Source organism: Streptomyces sp. B5E4 (genome assembly GCF_039871555.1).
GTDB lineage: Bacteria > Actinomycetota > Actinomycetes > Streptomycetales > Streptomycetaceae > Streptomyces.
Window position 1 is genome coordinate 584,757 of sequence record NZ_JBDPMI010000001.1, and the last position, 14,891, is coordinate 599,647.

General features: G+C 73.4%; 10 protein-coding genes. 4 read left to right on the top strand and 6 right to left on the bottom strand.

What is annotated here, in order from left to right; genetic code table 11:
• Position 1: 1 nt before the first annotated feature.
• The 5 genes from ABGA99_RS02425 to ABGA99_RS02445 form a co-directional block, all read right to left on the bottom strand.
• Positions 2-976: a CoA ester lyase gene (locus tag ABGA99_RS02425; protein WP_347582059.1), complete on the bottom strand. Its 975-nt coding sequence runs from the start codon at positions 974-976 to the stop codon at positions 2-4.
• Entirely contained in the window at positions 973-2,997 is a 2,025-nt protein-coding gene (locus tag ABGA99_RS02430; protein ID WP_347575908.1) for a protein meaA, read from the bottom strand. Before ABGA99_RS02430 ends, ABGA99_RS02425 begins: the two co-directional genes overlap by 4 nt.
• Complete coding sequence (ccrA, locus tag ABGA99_RS02435; RefSeq protein WP_347582060.1) at positions 2,997-4,415, bottom strand: crotonyl-CoA carboxylase/reductase; 1,419 nt, start codon at positions 4,413-4,415, stop codon at positions 2,997-2,999. The genes ABGA99_RS02430 and ccrA overlap by 1 nt, the downstream gene beginning before the upstream one ends.
• Before the next feature lie 372 nt (positions 4,416-4,787).
• Positions 4,788-5,585 (bottom strand): TetR family transcriptional regulator, encoded by a 798-nt coding sequence (locus tag ABGA99_RS02440; RefSeq protein ID WP_347582061.1) that lies wholly within the window; start codon positions 5,583-5,585, stop codon positions 4,788-4,790.
• A gap of 80 nt (positions 5,586-5,665) precedes the next feature.
• Positions 5,666-7,489: a 3-hydroxybutyryl-CoA dehydrogenase gene (locus ABGA99_RS02445; protein ID WP_347582062.1), complete on the bottom strand. Its 1,824-nt coding sequence runs from the start codon at positions 7,487-7,489 to the stop codon at positions 5,666-5,668.
• 421 nt (positions 7,490-7,910) lie between these two features.
• Here ABGA99_RS02445 and ABGA99_RS02450 point away from each other — a divergent pair, with 421 nt between their 5' ends.
• Positions 7,911-8,522 carry a HEAT repeat domain-containing protein gene (locus tag ABGA99_RS02450; RefSeq protein ID WP_018837082.1) on the top strand — a complete coding sequence of 204 codons (612 nt, stop codon included), beginning with the start codon at positions 7,911-7,913 and terminating at the stop codon, positions 8,520-8,522.
• 81 nt (positions 8,523-8,603) lie between these two features.
• Here the strand turns inward: ABGA99_RS02450 and ABGA99_RS02455 are convergent, their stop codons facing one another.
• Complete coding sequence (locus tag ABGA99_RS02455) at positions 8,604-9,662, bottom strand: Rv2578c family radical SAM protein (RefSeq protein WP_347582063.1); 1,059 nt, start codon at positions 9,660-9,662, stop codon at positions 8,604-8,606.
• Between the two features lie 309 nt (positions 9,663-9,971).
• Between ABGA99_RS02455 and ABGA99_RS02460 the strand changes: the two genes are divergently transcribed.
• The 3 genes from ABGA99_RS02460 to ABGA99_RS02470 all read left to right on the top strand — a co-directional run bounded on the left by ABGA99_RS02460 (position 9,972) and on the right by ABGA99_RS02470 (position 14,883).
• Complete coding sequence (locus ABGA99_RS02460) at positions 9,972-12,470, top strand: MFS transporter (RefSeq protein ID WP_347582081.1); 2,499 nt, start codon at positions 9,972-9,974, stop codon at positions 12,468-12,470.
• A 219-nt stretch (positions 12,471-12,689) separates the two neighbouring features.
• The gene (locus tag ABGA99_RS02465) at positions 12,690-13,523 is read left to right on the top strand and encodes a M55 family metallopeptidase (RefSeq protein ID WP_347575903.1); all 834 of its coding nucleotides are present in this window, start codon (positions 12,690-12,692) and stop codon (positions 13,521-13,523) included.
• Complete coding sequence (locus ABGA99_RS02470; protein ID WP_347575902.1) at positions 13,516-14,883, top strand: M20/M25/M40 family metallo-hydrolase; 1,368 nt, start codon at positions 13,516-13,518, stop codon at positions 14,881-14,883. The genes ABGA99_RS02465 and ABGA99_RS02470 overlap by 8 nt, the downstream gene beginning before the upstream one ends.
• Positions 14,884-14,891 lie beyond the last annotated feature (8 nt).

The following is a 14,891-nucleotide window of genomic DNA, read 5'->3' on the forward strand; positions in this document are numbered from 1 at the left end:
GTCAGCCCTCCGGCGGGGTGAAGGCGGTGGTGCGGGTCATGCCGGCGGCGCGGCCCTTGCCCGAGATCACGAGCGCCATCTTGCGGCTCGCCTCGTCGATCATCTCGTCGCCGAGCATCGCGGAGCCCTTCCTGCCGCCCTCCTCCGAGGTGGAGTACTCGTACGCGTCGAGGATCAGCTCGGCGTGGTCGTAGTCCTCCTGGGACGGCGAGAAGACCTCGTTGGCGGCCTCGACCTGGCCCGGGTGCAGCACCCACTTGCCGTCGAAGCCGAGCGCGGCCGCGCGTCCTGCGATCTCGCGGAAGCCGTCGACGTCGCGGATCTGGAGGTAGGGGCCGTCGATGGCCTGGAGGTCGTGGCTGCGGGCGGCCATGAGGATCCGCATGAGGATGTAGTGGTAGGCGTCGGCCGGGTAGCCCGGCGGCTGCCGGCCGACGACCAGGGACTTCATGTTGATCGACGCCATGAAGTCGGCGGGCCCGAAGACGATCGTCTCCAGCCGCGGCGAGGCGGCGGCGATGGCGTCGACGTTCACCAGCCCTCTGGCGTTCTCGATCTGCGCCTCGATGCCGATGCGGCCGACCTCGAAGCCCATGGTCTTCTCGATCTGGGTGAGCAGCAGGTCGAGCGCCGTGATCTGCTCGGCGTCCTGGACCTTGGGCAGCATGAGGCAGTCCAGGTTCGGCCCCGCACCCTCGACGACGGTGATGACGTCGCGGTACGTCCAGTGCGTCGTCCAGTCGTTGACCCGCACCACCCGCGTCTTGCCGCTCCAGTCGCCCTCGTTGAGGAACTTCACGATGGTGTGCCGCGCGTCCGGCTTCGCCAGGGGCGCGCAGGCGTCCTCCAGGTCCAGGAACACCTGGTCGGCCGGCAGCCCCTGGGCCTTCTCCAGGAACCGGGGGTTGGACCCCGGGACGGCGAGGCAGGAACGCCGCGGCCGCAGCCGGTCGGACGGGGTGGGGGCGGGGCTCATGCGGGGGCCTCCTGGGGGTCGAGTTTGTTCGCGCGCCTGATCTCGTCGACGATACGGCCGATGATCTGCGTGATTCCGAAGTCCTTCGGGGTGAACACGGCCGCCACCCCCGCGGCGCGCAGCGCCTCGGCGTCCGCCGCCGGGATGATGCCGCCGACGATGACGGGCACGTCGCCGGCGCCCGCGCGGCGCAGCAGGTCCAGGACGTCGGGGACGAGTGCGGCGTGCGAGCCGGAGAGGATGGACAGCCCGACGCAGTGCACGTCCTCGGCGACCGCGGCGGCGGTGATCTGCTCGGGCGTGAGCCGGATGCCCTGGTAGACGACCTCGAAGCCGGCGTCCCTGGCGCGTACGGCGATCTGCTCGGCGCCGTTGCTGTGCCCGTCCAGGCCCGGCTTGCCGACGAGCAGCCGCAGCCGGCCGCTGCCCAGCTCCGCGGCGGTGCGGGCGGCCCGGTCCCGTACCGCGGTGAGCGCGGCCTCACCGCCCGTCTCCGCCGCCGGGACGGCGACCGGCGCGCCGCCGACACCCGTGGGGGCGCGGAACTCGCCGAAGACGTCGCGCAGCGCCCAGGCCCACTCGCCGGTGGTGACGCCGGCGCGGGCGCACTCCAGGGAGGCGGGCATCAGGTTGGCCGTACCCGCCGCGGCGGCCTTCAGCGCCGTCAGCGCCCGCTGCACGCGCGGCTCGTCGCGGGACAGCCGCCACTCGTGCATCGCGGCGACGACGCGCGCCTCCACGTCCGCGTCGACGGTCATGATCGCGGCGTCCAGGTCCGCGGTGAGCGGGCTGGGCTCCGTCTCCGTATGGCAGTTGACGCCGACGATCTTCTCCTCGCCCGACTCGATCCGGGCCCGCCGCTCGGCGTGCGAGGCCACCAGCCGCGCCTTGAGGTAGCCGGACTCCACCGCGGCGACGGCGCCGCCCAGCCGCTCGATGTACGCCATCTCGGCGGTCGCGCCCTCGACCAGCTCGGCCACCCGCCCCTCCACCACGTGGCTGCCGTCGAAGACGTCGGGGTACTCCAGCAGGTCGCTCTCGTGTGCCAGCACCTGCTGGATGCGCAGGCTCCACTGCTGGTCCCACGGGCGCGGCAGGCCCAGCGCCTCGTTCCAGGCGGGCAGTTGCACGGCGCGGGCGCGGGCGTCCTTCGAGAGCGTCACGGCCAGCATCTCCAGCACGATGCGCTGGACGTTGTTCTCCGGCTGCGCCTCGGTCAGGCCGAGGGAGTTGACCTGCACGCCGTAGCGGAAGCGGCGCTGCCGGGGGTCCTCGATGCCGTAGCGCTCGCGGGTGAGGGTGTCCCAGATGCGGGTGAACGCCCGCATCTTGCACATCTCCTCGACGAACCGGACCCCGGCGTTGACGAAGAAGGAGATGCGGCCGACGACGTCGCCCAGCTTCTCCGCGGGCACCTGGCCGGAGTCGCGGACGGCGTCCAGGACGGCGGTCGCCGTGGCCATCGCGTATGCGATCTCCTGCACCGGCGTCGCGCCCGCCTCCTGCAGGTGGTAGCTGCAGATGTTGATCGGGTTCCACTTCGGCATCTTCCCGACGGTGTACGCGATGGTGTCGGTGGTCAGCCGCAGCGAGGGCCCGGGCGGGAAGACGTACGTGCCGCGGGAGAGGTACTCCTTGACGATGTCGTTCTGCGTGGTGCCCGCGAGCTTCGCGACGCCCGCCTCGTCCAGGCCCTGTTCCTCGGCGACCACCTGGTAGAGCGCCAGCAGCCACATCGCGGTGGCGTTGATGGTCATGGAGGTGTTCGTGCGCTCCAGCGGGATGCCCGCGAAGAGGCGGCGCATGTCGCCCAGGTGCGAGACCGGCACGCCGACGCGGCCGACCTCGCCGCGGGCGAGCACGTGGTCGGGGTCGTAGCCGGTCTGGGTGGGCAGGTCGAAGGCGACCGACAGGCCGGTCTGGCCCTTGGCGAGGTTGCGCCGGTACAGCTCGTTGGACGCCTCGGCGGTGGAGTGGCCCGCGTAGGTGCGCATCAGCCAGGGCCGGTCCTTGGCCGCCATCACACGTTCCCGGCGTGCTCGACGGCCCGCTCGGGGGTGCTCGAGCGGCCGGGTGCCGCGGGCGGCTGCGCCCCGGGAGGCGGGACGCTGCGGAAGAGGTGGATCGCGTCGAGGTGCGCGGCGCGCTTCTCCTCGTCGCGTACGCCCAGACCCTCGGCGGGGGCCAGGCAGAGCACGCCGACCTTGCCCTGGTGCAGGTTGCGGTGGACGTCGTACGCCGCCTGGCCGGTCTCGGTCAGCGGGTAGGTCTTCGACAGCGTGGGGTGGATCCGGCCCTTGTCGACGAGGCGGTTGGCCTCCCACGCCTCGCGGTAGTTGGCGAAGTGCGAGCCGATGATCCGCTTCAGCGACATCCACAGGTAGCGGTTGTCGTACTCGTGCACGAAGCCGGAGGTGGAGGCGCAGGTGACGATGGTGCCGCCGCGGCGGGTGACGTAGACGGAGGCGCCGAAGGTCTCCCGGCCGGGGTGCTCGAAGACGATGTCGACGTCCTCGCCACCGGTCAGCTCGCGGATGCGCGCGCCGAAGCGCTTCCACTCGCGCGGGTCCTGCTCATGCTCGTCGCGCCAGAAGCGGTAGTCCTCGCCGCGCCGGTCGATGATCGCCTCGGCGCCCATGCGGCGGCAGATCTCCGCCTTCTCGGGGCTGGAGACCACGCAGATGGGCGTGGCCCCGCCGGCGAGCGCGAACTGCGTGGCGTACGAGCCGAGTCCGCCGCTCGCGCCCCAGATGAGCACGTTGTCGCCCTGCTTCATGGCGGCGCCGTTGCGGGAGACGAGCTGGCGGTAGGCGGTGGAGTTGACCAGCCCGGGGGCGGCGGCCTCCTCCCAGGACAGGTGGTCCGGCTTGGGCATGAGCTGGTTGGACTTCACCAGCGCGATCTCCGCCAGGCCGCCGAAGTTGGTCTCGAAGCCCCAGATGCGCTGCTCGGGGTCGAGCATCGTGTCGTCGTGGCCGTCGGCGCTCTCCAGCTCCACGGACAGGCAGTGCGCCACCACTTCGTCGCCCGGCCGCCAGGCGACGACGCCGGGACCGGTGCGCAGCACGACGCCGGCGAGGTCGGAGCCGATGACGTGGTACGGCAGGTCGTGGCGGCCGGCGAGCGGGGAGAGGCGGCCGTAGCGCTCCAGGAAGGCGAAGGTGGACAGCGGCTCGAAGATCGACGTCCACACCGAGTTGTAGTTGACGGAGCTGGCCATGACCGCCACCAGGGCCTCGCCGGGGCCGAGTTCCGGCACCGGCACCTCGTCCAGGTGCAGCGACTTGCGCGGGTCCTTCTGGCGGGTGGTGAGCCCTTCGAACATCTCCGTCTCGTCCTTGTGCACCGTCACGGCCCGGTAGGACTCGGGCAGGGGCAGGGAGGCGAAGTCGGCGGCGGTGCTGTCGGATGCCTGAATCGCGGCGAGTATCTCGTTCATGGTGCTGCCTCCGGCGAAGCGTGTCGGGGGACGCTTGAGGGACGTCGGGGGTGAGAGCTGTGCGGCGTTCGCGAGGCGGTTCGGCTCCTGCGGTGGTGCCGGTGTGCGCGGTACGGGCGCGGTGGCGCCCTCGCGCCTGTGACGAGGCGCGGGCCGGGTGCGCGAGCCGGGGCTCGCGGGGACAGCCGGCGCGCGCTCTGGTCGCGTACGCCGGTCACCCGGATGTCCCGTACCGTATGGCACGGCGTGCCAGGCTGCAAGACACTCGGTGCCAAAACTTCTCTCATGTGTTCGCGGCGATGCACGGATGAGCATGCGAAAGCTCCCCGGCCGACAGCGGCCGGGGAGCCCGTGGCAGGGGGAAACCCCTGGTCAGCTCTTCTTCAGCGCCTTCTCGATGGTGCGCATGACCTCACTCAGCGGCGCGTCCGTACGGGCCACCGCGACCAGCACGTCCGAGCCCTCGCCGCCCGCCGTGAAGACCGCAGGAGCGCCGGCCGCGGCCGCCTCGGCGCCGCCCAGGCCCGCGGGGCCGTGCGGCTGGCCGACGCCGGTGAACCGGGCCCGTACCACCGCGAAGGCGCGGTCGAGTTGGCCCTCCACGTCGCCCTCCGCACCCGCGCGCAGCCAGCGGCGCAGCACGTGGTTGTGCGCGGTGACCACGGCGGAGGCCGCGACCTCGGCGAGCAGCGGGCCGTCGTCGCCGTCCTGGTGCGCGACCTCGTCGAAGTGGCCCAGCAGATAGCGGGTGAACAGCCGCTCGTAGCGGGAGACCGAGGCGATCTCGCGCTCGCGCAGCGTGGGCACCTCCCGGGTCAGGCGGTAGCGCTCGACGGAGACCGCGGGCTGGGCCGCGTACATCCGCATGACCTCCCGGATACCGCGGCAGACGGTGTCCAGCGGGTACTCGTGCGGCGGCGCCGCGTCCAGGACGGACTTCACGCGCTCCAGCGTGTCGTCGTGGTCGGGGAAGATCGCCTCCTCTTTGGAGCGGAAGTGGCGGAAGAAGGTGCGGCGGGCCACGCCCGCCGCGGCGGCGATCTCGTCCACCGTCGTCGCCTCGTAGCCCTTGGTCGCGAACAGCTCCATGGCGGCGGCCGCGATGTCGCGGCGCATCTTCAGGCGCTGGGTGCTGGAGGTCGAACGGCTGGGCTTCGCAGGCTGGGACATGTAAGGAACGTACTCCATGCGTGGCCCCCGATTCGCCGTCGATTGCGGGAGGGGGCGGGCGGCGGGCGGCCGGCCGGTGCTCAGCGCGGGGCGGCGGCGTACTCGCGGAAGCCGCGGCCCGTCTTGCGGCCGAGACAGCCCGCGGCGACCAGGTGCTCCAGCAGCGGGGCGGGTGCCAGGCCGGGGTCGCGGAACTCGCGGTGCAGCACCCGTTCGATGGCCAGCGAGACGTCCAGACCGACGACGTCCAGCAGCTCGAAGGGGCCCATGGGGTAGCCGCCGCCGAGCTTCATCGCCGCGTCGATGTCGTCGAGCGAGGCGTAGTGCTCCTGGACCATCTTCACGGCGTTGTTCAGATACGGGAACAGCAGCGCGTTGACGATGAAGCCGGCCCGGTCGCCGCAGTCCACCGCGTGCTTGCCCAGCCGGGCGCAGACCGCGCGGACGGTGGCGTGCGCGTCGTCCGCGGTACGGACCGTGCGCACCACCTCGACGAGCTTCATCACCTGCGCCGGGTTGAAGAAGTGCATGCCGACCACGTCCTCGGGGCGCGACGTGGCGGCGGCGCAGGCGACGACGGGCAGCGAGGACGTGGTGGTGGCCAGCACCGCGCCGGGCCGCGCGACCTCGTCCAGAGCGGCGAACAACCGCCGCTTGACCGCCAGGTCCTCGGCGACCGCCTCCACGACCAGGCCGGCGCCGGCCAGCGCGTCCAGCTCGCCGGCGGGGGAGATCCGGGCAAGCGCGGCGTCGCGGTCGGCGGCGGCGAGGCGGCCCCTGGCGACGGAGCGGTCCAGCGACGCGGCGACCCGGGCCCTGGCCGCCGCCGCCTTCTCGGCGCTGCGGGCGGCGAGGGTGACCGCGTACCCGGCCCTGGCGCAGACCTCCGCGATGCCGCTCGCCATCGTGCCGGAGCCGGCCACCCCTATCTCCCCGACCGGCCGCGGCGGCGCGCCGGGCGCTGCGGCGGCGGCGGTGGCGGCGCCGGGCACGACGGTGCCGCTGCCGGGGGCGTCGTAGGCGTAGAAGCCGCGGCCCGCCTTGCGGCCGGTCAGGCCGGCGGCGGTCAACTGGCCGAGGACGGGAGCGGGGGCGTGCAGCCGGTCCTGCGAGGAGGCGTACATGGCCTCCAGCACCGTACGGGCGGTGTCGACGCCTATCAGGTCGAGCAGCTCCAGCGGGCCCATCGGCAGGCCACAGCCGAGCTTCATCGCCGCGTCGATGTCCTCGCGGGTGGCGTACCGCGACTCGTACATCGCCGCGGCCTGGTTGAGATAGCCGAAGAGCAGGCCGTCGGCGATGAACCCGGGCCGGTCGCCGACCGCGACGGGCTCCTTGCCCAACTCCCGCACCAGTGCGGTGACCTGCGCCACCGCGGTCGGCTCGGTGAGCACGGAGGAGACCACCTCCACCAGCCGCATCGCCTGGACCGGGGTGAAGAAGTGCAGGCCGAGGACGCGCTCGGGGCGGGCGGAGGAGGCGGCGAGTCGGGTGACGGACAGCGCGTTGGTGCCGGTGGCGAGCACCGTGCCGGGGCGGACGATGCCGTCCAGTTCGGCGATGACCCGCTGCTTGATCTCGTACGACTCGGGCACCACCTCGATGACCAGGTCCGCGTCCGCCGCGGCGCGCAGGTCGGGGAACGTGCGCAGCCGGGCCAGGACCCCCGCGCGGGCGTCCTCGGGGAGCCGGCCGCGGGCGACGGCGCGGTCCGTGGCGCGCTCCAGCGCCGCGACGCAGGCGCGGGCGGCGGCCGCGCTGACGTCGATGCCGACGACCTCGCGGCCCGCGCGGGCCAGCACCTCGCACAGGCCGGTGCCCATCGTGCCGAGGCCGACGACGGCCACGGTGGGGAAAGGAACCGGGGGGAACTCGGGGGACTCGGGGACAGGGCTGCGGTCCATCGCGGGACTCCAGTCGTGACGCGGGAGATGAGGGCCGGGGCCGCACGCACACGGCGGCCGGGCCGGGGCGGGGGGCCCACGGCGGGAACCGCGCGGGGCGGCGGGGCGCGCGGGGCGAGACCCGCGGCCGGCCCTGTCCCGGGGCCGGGCGTCCTCGCCACGGGCACCGGGGCGCCCGTCGCGCGTGCTGTCAGTTGCCGAACCGACTTCAGCTCTCGGCGGCTGCGTCACCAGACCGCCCGAGCAGGGGTGCTGCTCGTCCCCCGAGCTTAACTCGTGAGTAACCATGGGCGCCAGTGGGCGAATCAGGGAATGTACCCGTCAGCCGGGGCACACATGGAGTGAACCCCGATCGACCAGCCCGTCACCGACCGGTGGCGGGATACGTACCCTGAGTGCCGGCGAGGCAGGGGGCCGAGGCATGGACCAGGAGTATCTGGCGCTCACCGAACGGATCCGCGGCAGGCTGGAGGACCCGCCGGCGCGGGCCCGGTTCGAGCACATGACCGCGCTCGCGCGGCAGCGCACGACCACCGCCCACGAGGAACTGGCGCGCGTGCTGGAACTGCCCGGCGAGCCGCTGTGGGCCCGGGAGCTGGCGGCCTTCGCGCTGGGCACGGCGGGAGACCGGCGGGCCTTCGAGACGCTGGTGCTGCTGCTCAACTACCGCGATCCGGTACGGGCGGAGAGCGCGGCGTGCGCGCTCGCCCGGCTCGGCGACCCCCGCACCGCGCGGGCGGCGGCGGCCCTGGCGACGAACCCGCTGCGCACCGCGTACGCCCTGCACGCCATCCGGCTGCTGGTCCGGCTGCGCGCGCCGGAGTCGGCGCCCGCGCTGATCAGCACGCTGCAACGGCTGGTGCGCGAGCCGCAGCACCACTGGCCGATAGCGACGGCCTGCGTGGAAGGGCTGGGCGAGCTGGGCGACCAGCGCGCCATCCCGGCGCTCTCCGAGGCGCTCGGTTTCCCGCAGTTGTGGCGGGCGGCCACGGCGGCGATCACCCGGATCGGCCCGCGCACCCCGTCGCCGTGAGGCGGCGCGCGCCGCAGGAGGCGCGGGCCGCGGGCACGGCGGTACGGGCCGGGGCCCGGGGCGTCCCGCCGCCGACGGGCGTCAGAGCAGCGTCAACTGCGTGTTCTCCGGGCCCTCCGGCGGCGTGCCCGGCCCCTCCGCGGGCTCGATGTTGCGCGCGATGCCGGGGGCCGACGGGCCTATGCCCAGCTCCGTCGCGTACTCGTGCACCTGGCGGGTGATCTGGCGCTGATACCACTTGGGCGCGTACGACCCGCCCGCGTACATCGTGCGGTACCGGCGGACCAAATGCGGGTGGTGGCGCTCCAGCCAGGCCATGAACCACTCCCGTGCACCCGGCCGCAGATGCAGCACCAGCGGCGTCACCGACGTGGCGCCCGCCTCCGCCACCGCCCGCACCGTGGCGCGCAGGTGCCCGGGGGAGTCGCTCAGGAACGGGATCACCGGCGCCATCAGCACCCCGCAGCCGATGCCGTGCTCCGCGAGCGTGCGCACCACGTCCAGCCGGCGCTGCGGCGCGGGCGTGCCCGGCTCCACGGTCCGCCACAGCTCCTCGTCCAGGAAGCCCACGGAGACCGCGACCCCGACCTGCGTGACCTCGGCCGACTGCTTGAGCAGCGGCAGGTCGCGCAGGATGAGCGTGCCCTTGGTGAGGATCGAGAACGGATTGGCGAAGTCCCGCAGCGCGGCGAGGATGCCGGGCATCAGCCGGTAGCGCCCCTCGGCCCGCTGGTAGCAGTCGACGTTCGTGCCCATGGCGATGTGCTCACCGCGCCACCGGCGGCTCGCCAGCTCGCGGCGCAGCAGCTCCGCGGCGTTGACCTTCACCACGATCTGCGAGTCGAAGCCGCGGCCGGTGTCGAGGTCCAGGTAGCCGTGCGTCTTTCTGGCGAAGCAGTAGACGCAGGCGTGGCTGCAGCCCCGGTAGGGGTTCACGGTCCAGTCGAAGGCCATCCGCGAGGCGCCCGGCACCCTGTTCACGATCGAGCGGGCCCGCACCTCGTGGAACGTGATGCCGCGGAACTCCGGGGTATCGAAGGTGCGGGTCACGACGGCCGCCGTGCCGAAGAGGGCGGGCGGTGCCGTCCCCGTGGCCACGCCGCCGTCGGCGGCCTCGTCGGTCAGATTCTCCCAGCGCATCGGCACCTCCCGTTGATCTGCGACCGAGAATAGAACACACGTTCCCTTCCCGTCGAGTCCTCGATCGGGTGATCCCGGTCGCCGCCGCCCCGGACGCGCCGCCGGGCGGCCTCACCGGTTCGAGTGGATTCCCGCCGCGCGCCCGCCTGCCCCCGGCTCGGCCGGGCCGTCGCGAAAGCCGCTGATGAGCGCCCGATGAGCGTCCCGGGCAACAGAGTTGGCGCCCTCCCGCGCCACCGTGAGGGGGAGTGAATCGCGTTTGCCCCCGGATCTTGAACGGTGCGAAAAATGGTCCGGCGCAGGCGGACGATGGGGAGCTGGCACGTGGGGACGACCCTGGTGAACGACGAGCCGGTCACCGTGCCCGCGGCCGGCCCGGCGGCGGGACCGGCGGAGCCGGCGCAACGGCCGGGACGTACCGGAAAGGGCGGACCGCCGCCGACCGGGCGCGGTGCGGCGGGCGGCGCCGGCGACGGCGGGGAGCTGAGCCCCCGGCGCGTCCGGCTGGTGTTCCCGGCCCTGATGCTCGCGCTGCTCCTCGCCGCGCTGGAGCAGATGATCGTCGCCACCGCCCTGCCGAAGATCGTCGGCGAACTGCACGGCCTGGACCGGATGTCCTGGGCGATCACTGCCTATCTGCTCACGTCCACCATCAGCCTGCCGATCTACGGCAAGCTCGGCGACCTCTTCGGCCGCAAGGGCGTCTTCCAGTTCTCCATCGTGGTGTTCGTGATCGGCTCCGGGCTCGCCGGTGCGTCGGGCAGCATGGACCAGCTCATCGCGTTCCGCGCCGTCCAGGGAGTGGGCGCGGGCGGCCTCATGATCGGCGTGCAGGCGATCATCGCGGACATCGTCCCGTCCCGCCAGCGCGGCCGGTACATGGGCCTGATCGGCGCCGCCTTCGGTCTCGCCTCGGTCGCCGGACCGCTGCTCGGCGGGTTCTTCACCGACGAGCTGTCCTGGCGCTGGTGCTTCTACTTCAACGTGCCCTTCGGCCTGGTCACCCTGCTGGTGACCGGCCTGGTGCTGAAGCTGCCCAAGCCGGCGGCCCGGCCCCGGCTCGACGTCCTCGGCGGGCTCTTCCTCGCCGCCGCCTCCACCTGCCTGGTGCTGCTGACCAGTTGGGGCGGCCTGGAGCACGCCTGGACCTCCGACGTCATCCTCGGCCTCGGCGCGGGCGCCCTCGCCGCCACCGTCCTGCTGCTGGTCGTCGAGCACTTCGCCGTCGAACCCGTCATGCCGCTCCGGCTCTTCCGCGACAGCATCTTCAACGTCACCTCCCTGGTCGGGGTGGTGACCGGGGTGGCGATGTTCGGCGCGGCCAGCTACCTGCCGACCTTCCTGCAGATGGTCGACGGCGCCAGCGCCACCGAGTCCGGCCTGCTGATGCTGCCGATGATGATCGGCACCGTCGCCGCCTCCATCACCTCCGGCCAGCTCATCACCCGCACCGGCCGCTACCGCCCCTACCCGGTGGTCGGCTGCGCCGTCGCCGCCGTCGGCATGTACCTGCTCTCCCGCCTGGACGAGAACACCTCGCAGCTCTCGTACAGCATCTGGATGGCCGTCCTCGGCGTCGGCCTCGGGCTCGTCCTGCCCGTGCTCGTCCTCGCCGTGCAGAACGCGGTACGCCCCGCCGACCTGGGCGTCGCGACCAGCGCGCACAACTACTTCCGGCAGATCGGCGGCTCGGTCGGCACCGCCGTCTTCGGCACCCTCTTCTTCGACCGCCTCGCCGACGAACTGACCGGCACCCTGCCCCCGCCGCCCCCCGGTGCCTCGCTGCCGGAGGCGGAGTCGATCACCCCCGAGGCCGTCCACGCGCTCGACGCCGAGCTGCGCGACGGTTACATCCGCGCCTACGCCGAGGCCATGCCGGGCATCTTCCTGTACCTGGTGCCCGTGCTCGTCCTCGGCGTGGTGTTCGCCTTCCTGCTGAAGGAGAGACCACTGGTGTCCCAGAACCTCCCGGGGCCGGGCCCCGTCACGGACGAGTACCCGGCGGTCGACACCACCGTGCCCGCCGCCCGCGGCACCGTCCCGGCGGGCGCCGGCGTGCCGGTGTGCGGCAGCGTGCAGCACCAGGACGGCACCACCGTGCCGCGCGCGGCGCTCACGCTCATCGACGGCGCCGGCCGGCAGGTGGGCCGCGACGCCAGCCGCGACGACGGCCGGTACGTGCTGCCCACCCCGGGGGCAGGCTCGTACGTCCTGGTGGCCGCGGCCGGCGGACACCAGCCGCAGGCCGTCACGGTCACCGTCGGGGACCGGCCGGTCGAGCTGGACCTCGTCCTCGGCGGCGCGGGACGCATCTGCGGCACCGTCGCGGCGGCCGACGGCACGCCGCTGGGGAACGTCGTCGTGACGCTCACCGACGCGCGCGGGGAGGTCGTCGCCTCCGCGCGCAGCAGCCACGACGGCTCGTACGCCATCGGCGAACTGGTCGCCGGCGAGTACACGCTCGCGGCGACCGCGCCGGGCTTCCGGCCCGCGGCGCTGCCGGTCTCGGTGCAGGCGGCGCGGGAGACGCGGCAGGACGTCGAGCTGGCCGGCGGGGCGGTGCTGCGCGGCACCGTACGGGCGTATGGCGGGCGGCCGGTGGAGGACGCCCGGGTCACGCTCCTGGACGCCGCGGGCAACGTCGTCGACACCGGCACCACGGGCCCGGACGGCGCGTTCCGGTTCGTCGACCTGTCGGCGGGCGAGTACACCGTCATCGCCGCGGGGTACCCGCCGGTGGCCACGGTGCTGCGCGTGGAGGGCGGCGGCCGCACGGAGCGGGACCTCCAGCTCGGGCACGGCGACTAGCCGCCGCGCTCGGCCGGGGCGGAGGACCCGTGCCGGCGGGCGCTCGCCGGGGACCCGGGACCGGTCGTCGCGAGTGCGCTTCCTCCGGCTGGCGGAGAGCCGGGGCTGTCGTCGAAGTGGCTGGTCGCGGGGCGTTCCGGGGGAGTTGAGGCGGTCTAGACCTCTGTACGTATCCACAGGGGTTTCACCGCTTCGTCCGACCGCGTACCGTGGCTCGGCATGAAGGTCTTGATCAGCGCCGACATGGAGGGGGCCACCGGCGTCACGTGGCCCGCCGACGTGCTTCCCGGCGGCCCGCAGTGGGAGCGCTGCCGGCCCATGTTCACATCCGACGTCAACGCCGCCATCGAGGGCTTCTTCGCCGGCGGCGCCGACGAGGTGCTGGTCAACGAGGCGCATTGGACGATGCGCAATCTGCTGCTGGAGCGGATCGACGACCGCGCCCAGATGCTCACCGGGCGGCACAAGTCGCTGTCCATGGTCGAGGGCGTCCAGCACGGCGACGTCGACGGCATCGCGTTCGTCGGCTATCACACGGGCGCCGGCACCGAAGGCGTCCTCGCGCACACGTACCTGGCCAACTCCATCACCGGCGTCTGGCTCAACGGCGTGCGGGCCAGCGAGGGCCTGCTGAACGCGCACGTGGTCGCCGAGTTCGGCGTTCCGGTCGTGCTCGTCACCGGCGACGACAAGACCGTCGAGGACGCCAAGGGATACGCGCCCGCGGCACCCGGCGTCGCCGTCAAGGACTACGTCTCGCGGTACGCCGCGGTGTGCCGCACCCCGGCCCGCACCGCGGCGGACATCCGGGCGGCGGCCATCGAGGGCGCGGCGCTCGCGGTGCGGGCGGAGCCGGTGCGCGGCGGGCCGTTCACGGTGGAGCTGGAGTTCGACGCGGAGCATCTGGCCGGCGCGGCCACGGTGGTGCCGGGCGTGACGCCGACCGGTGAGCGGCGCGTGGCGTACACGACGGAGACCATGTACGAGGGCATCCGCTGCTTCAAGGCCGTCACCACGCTCGTCTCGGCCGCCGTGGAGGAGCAGTATGGCTGATGTGATCCCGCACGCCGCGACCGCCGGGAACCCGGGCCCGGACGACGCGGCGCTGGACGAGGTGGTGCGCTTCACCTCCGACCTGATCCGCATCGACACCACGAACCACGGCGGCGGCGACGGCGTGGAGCGCCAGGCCGCGGAGTACGTCGCGGAGCGGCTCGCCGGCGCCGGCATCGAGCCCACCCTGCTGGAGAAGGCCCCCGACCGGACGAACGTCGTCGCCCGCATCGAGGGCACAGAACCCGGCGCCGACGCGCTGCTCGTCCACGGCCATCTCGACGTGGTGCCCGCCGAGCCCGCCGACTGGAGCGTCCACCCCTTCTCCGGCGAGGTCCGCGACGGCGTGGTCTGGGGCCGCGGCGCCATCGACATGAAGAACATGGACGCGATGGTCCTCGCGGTCGTACGGGCCTGGGCCCGCGCCGGCGTCCGCCCCCGCCGCGACATCGTGCTCGCCTTCACCGCCGACGAGGAGGCCAGCGCCGAGTACGGCTCCGGCTATCTCGCCGAGGAGCACGCCGCGCTCTTCGACGGCTGCACCGAGGGCATCAGCGAGTCCGGCGCGTTCACCTTCCACGCCGGCGACGGGTTGCGCCTCTACCCCGTGGCCGCCGGCGAGCGCGGCACGGCCTGGCTGCGGCTGACCGCCCGCGGCCGCGCCGGCCACGGCTCGAAGGTCAACGCCGACAACGCCGTCTCCCGGCTGGCCGCCGCCGTCGGCCGCATCGGCGAGCACCGCTGGCCCGTGCGGCTCACCCCCACCGTCCGCGCGGCGCTCGTCGAGACGGCCGCGGCGTACGGCGTCGTGGTCGCCCCCGGGGAGCTGGACGACCCCGGCTTCGACGTGGACGAGCTGCTCGGCAAGCTCGGCCCGGCCGCCGCCCTCGTCGCGCCCACCGTGCGCAACAGCTCCAACCCCACGGTTCTCGAAGCGGGCTACAAGGTGAACGTCATCCCCGGCAGCGCCACCGCCCAGATCGACGGCCGGATGGTGGCCGGCGGCGAGGAGGAGTTCGCCCGCACGCTCGACGAGCTGACCGGACCGTACGTGGACTGGGAGTTCAGCCACCGCGAGGTGCCGCTCACCGCCCCCGTCGACGCGCCCGTCTACGCCGCGATGCGCGCCTCCCTGGAGCGCTTCGACCCCGGGGCGCACGTCGTGCCGTACTGCATGTCGGGCGGCACCGACGCCAAGCAGTTCTCCCGCCTGGGCATCACCGGCTACGGTTTCTCGCCGCTGAAGCTCCCCGCCGGCTTCGACTACCAGGAGCTGTTCCACGGCGTGGACGAGCGGGTGCCGGTGGAGGCGCTGCACTTCGGCGTGCGGGTGCTGGACGACTTCCTCAGATCGGCCTGACGGCACCG

Excerpts from the sequence above, each read along its gene's own strand:
- ABGA99_RS02425 (WP_347582059.1), bottom strand. The coding sequence starts at position 976 with ATGAGCCCCGCCCCCACCCCGTCCGACCGGCTGCGGCCGCGGCGTTCC.
- ABGA99_RS02430 (WP_347575908.1), bottom strand. The coding sequence starts at position 2,997 with ATGGCGGCCAAGGACCGGCCCTGGCTGATGCGCACCTACGCGGGCCAC.
- ccrA (WP_347582060.1), bottom strand. The coding sequence starts at position 4,415 with ATGAACGAGATACTCGCCGCGATTCAGGCATCCGACAGCACCGCCGCC.
- ABGA99_RS02440 (WP_347582061.1), bottom strand. The coding sequence starts at position 5,585 with ATGTCCCAGCCTGCGAAGCCCAGCCGTTCGACCTCCAGCACCCAGCGC.
- ABGA99_RS02445 (WP_347582062.1), bottom strand. The coding sequence starts at position 7,489 with ATGGACCGCAGCCCTGTCCCCGAGTCCCCCGAGTTCCCCCCGGTTCCT.
- ABGA99_RS02450 (WP_018837082.1), top strand. The coding sequence starts at position 7,911 with ATGGACCAGGAGTATCTGGCGCTCACCGAACGGATCCGCGGCAGGCTG.
- ABGA99_RS02455 (WP_347582063.1), bottom strand. The coding sequence starts at position 9,662 with ATGCGCTGGGAGAATCTGACCGACGAGGCCGCCGACGGCGGCGTGGCC.
- ABGA99_RS02460 (WP_347582081.1), top strand. The coding sequence starts at position 9,972 with ATGGGGAGCTGGCACGTGGGGACGACCCTGGTGAACGACGAGCCGGTC.
- ABGA99_RS02465 (WP_347575903.1), top strand. The coding sequence starts at position 12,690 with ATGAAGGTCTTGATCAGCGCCGACATGGAGGGGGCCACCGGCGTCACG.
- ABGA99_RS02470 (WP_347575902.1), top strand. The coding sequence starts at position 13,516 with ATGGCTGATGTGATCCCGCACGCCGCGACCGCCGGGAACCCGGGCCCG.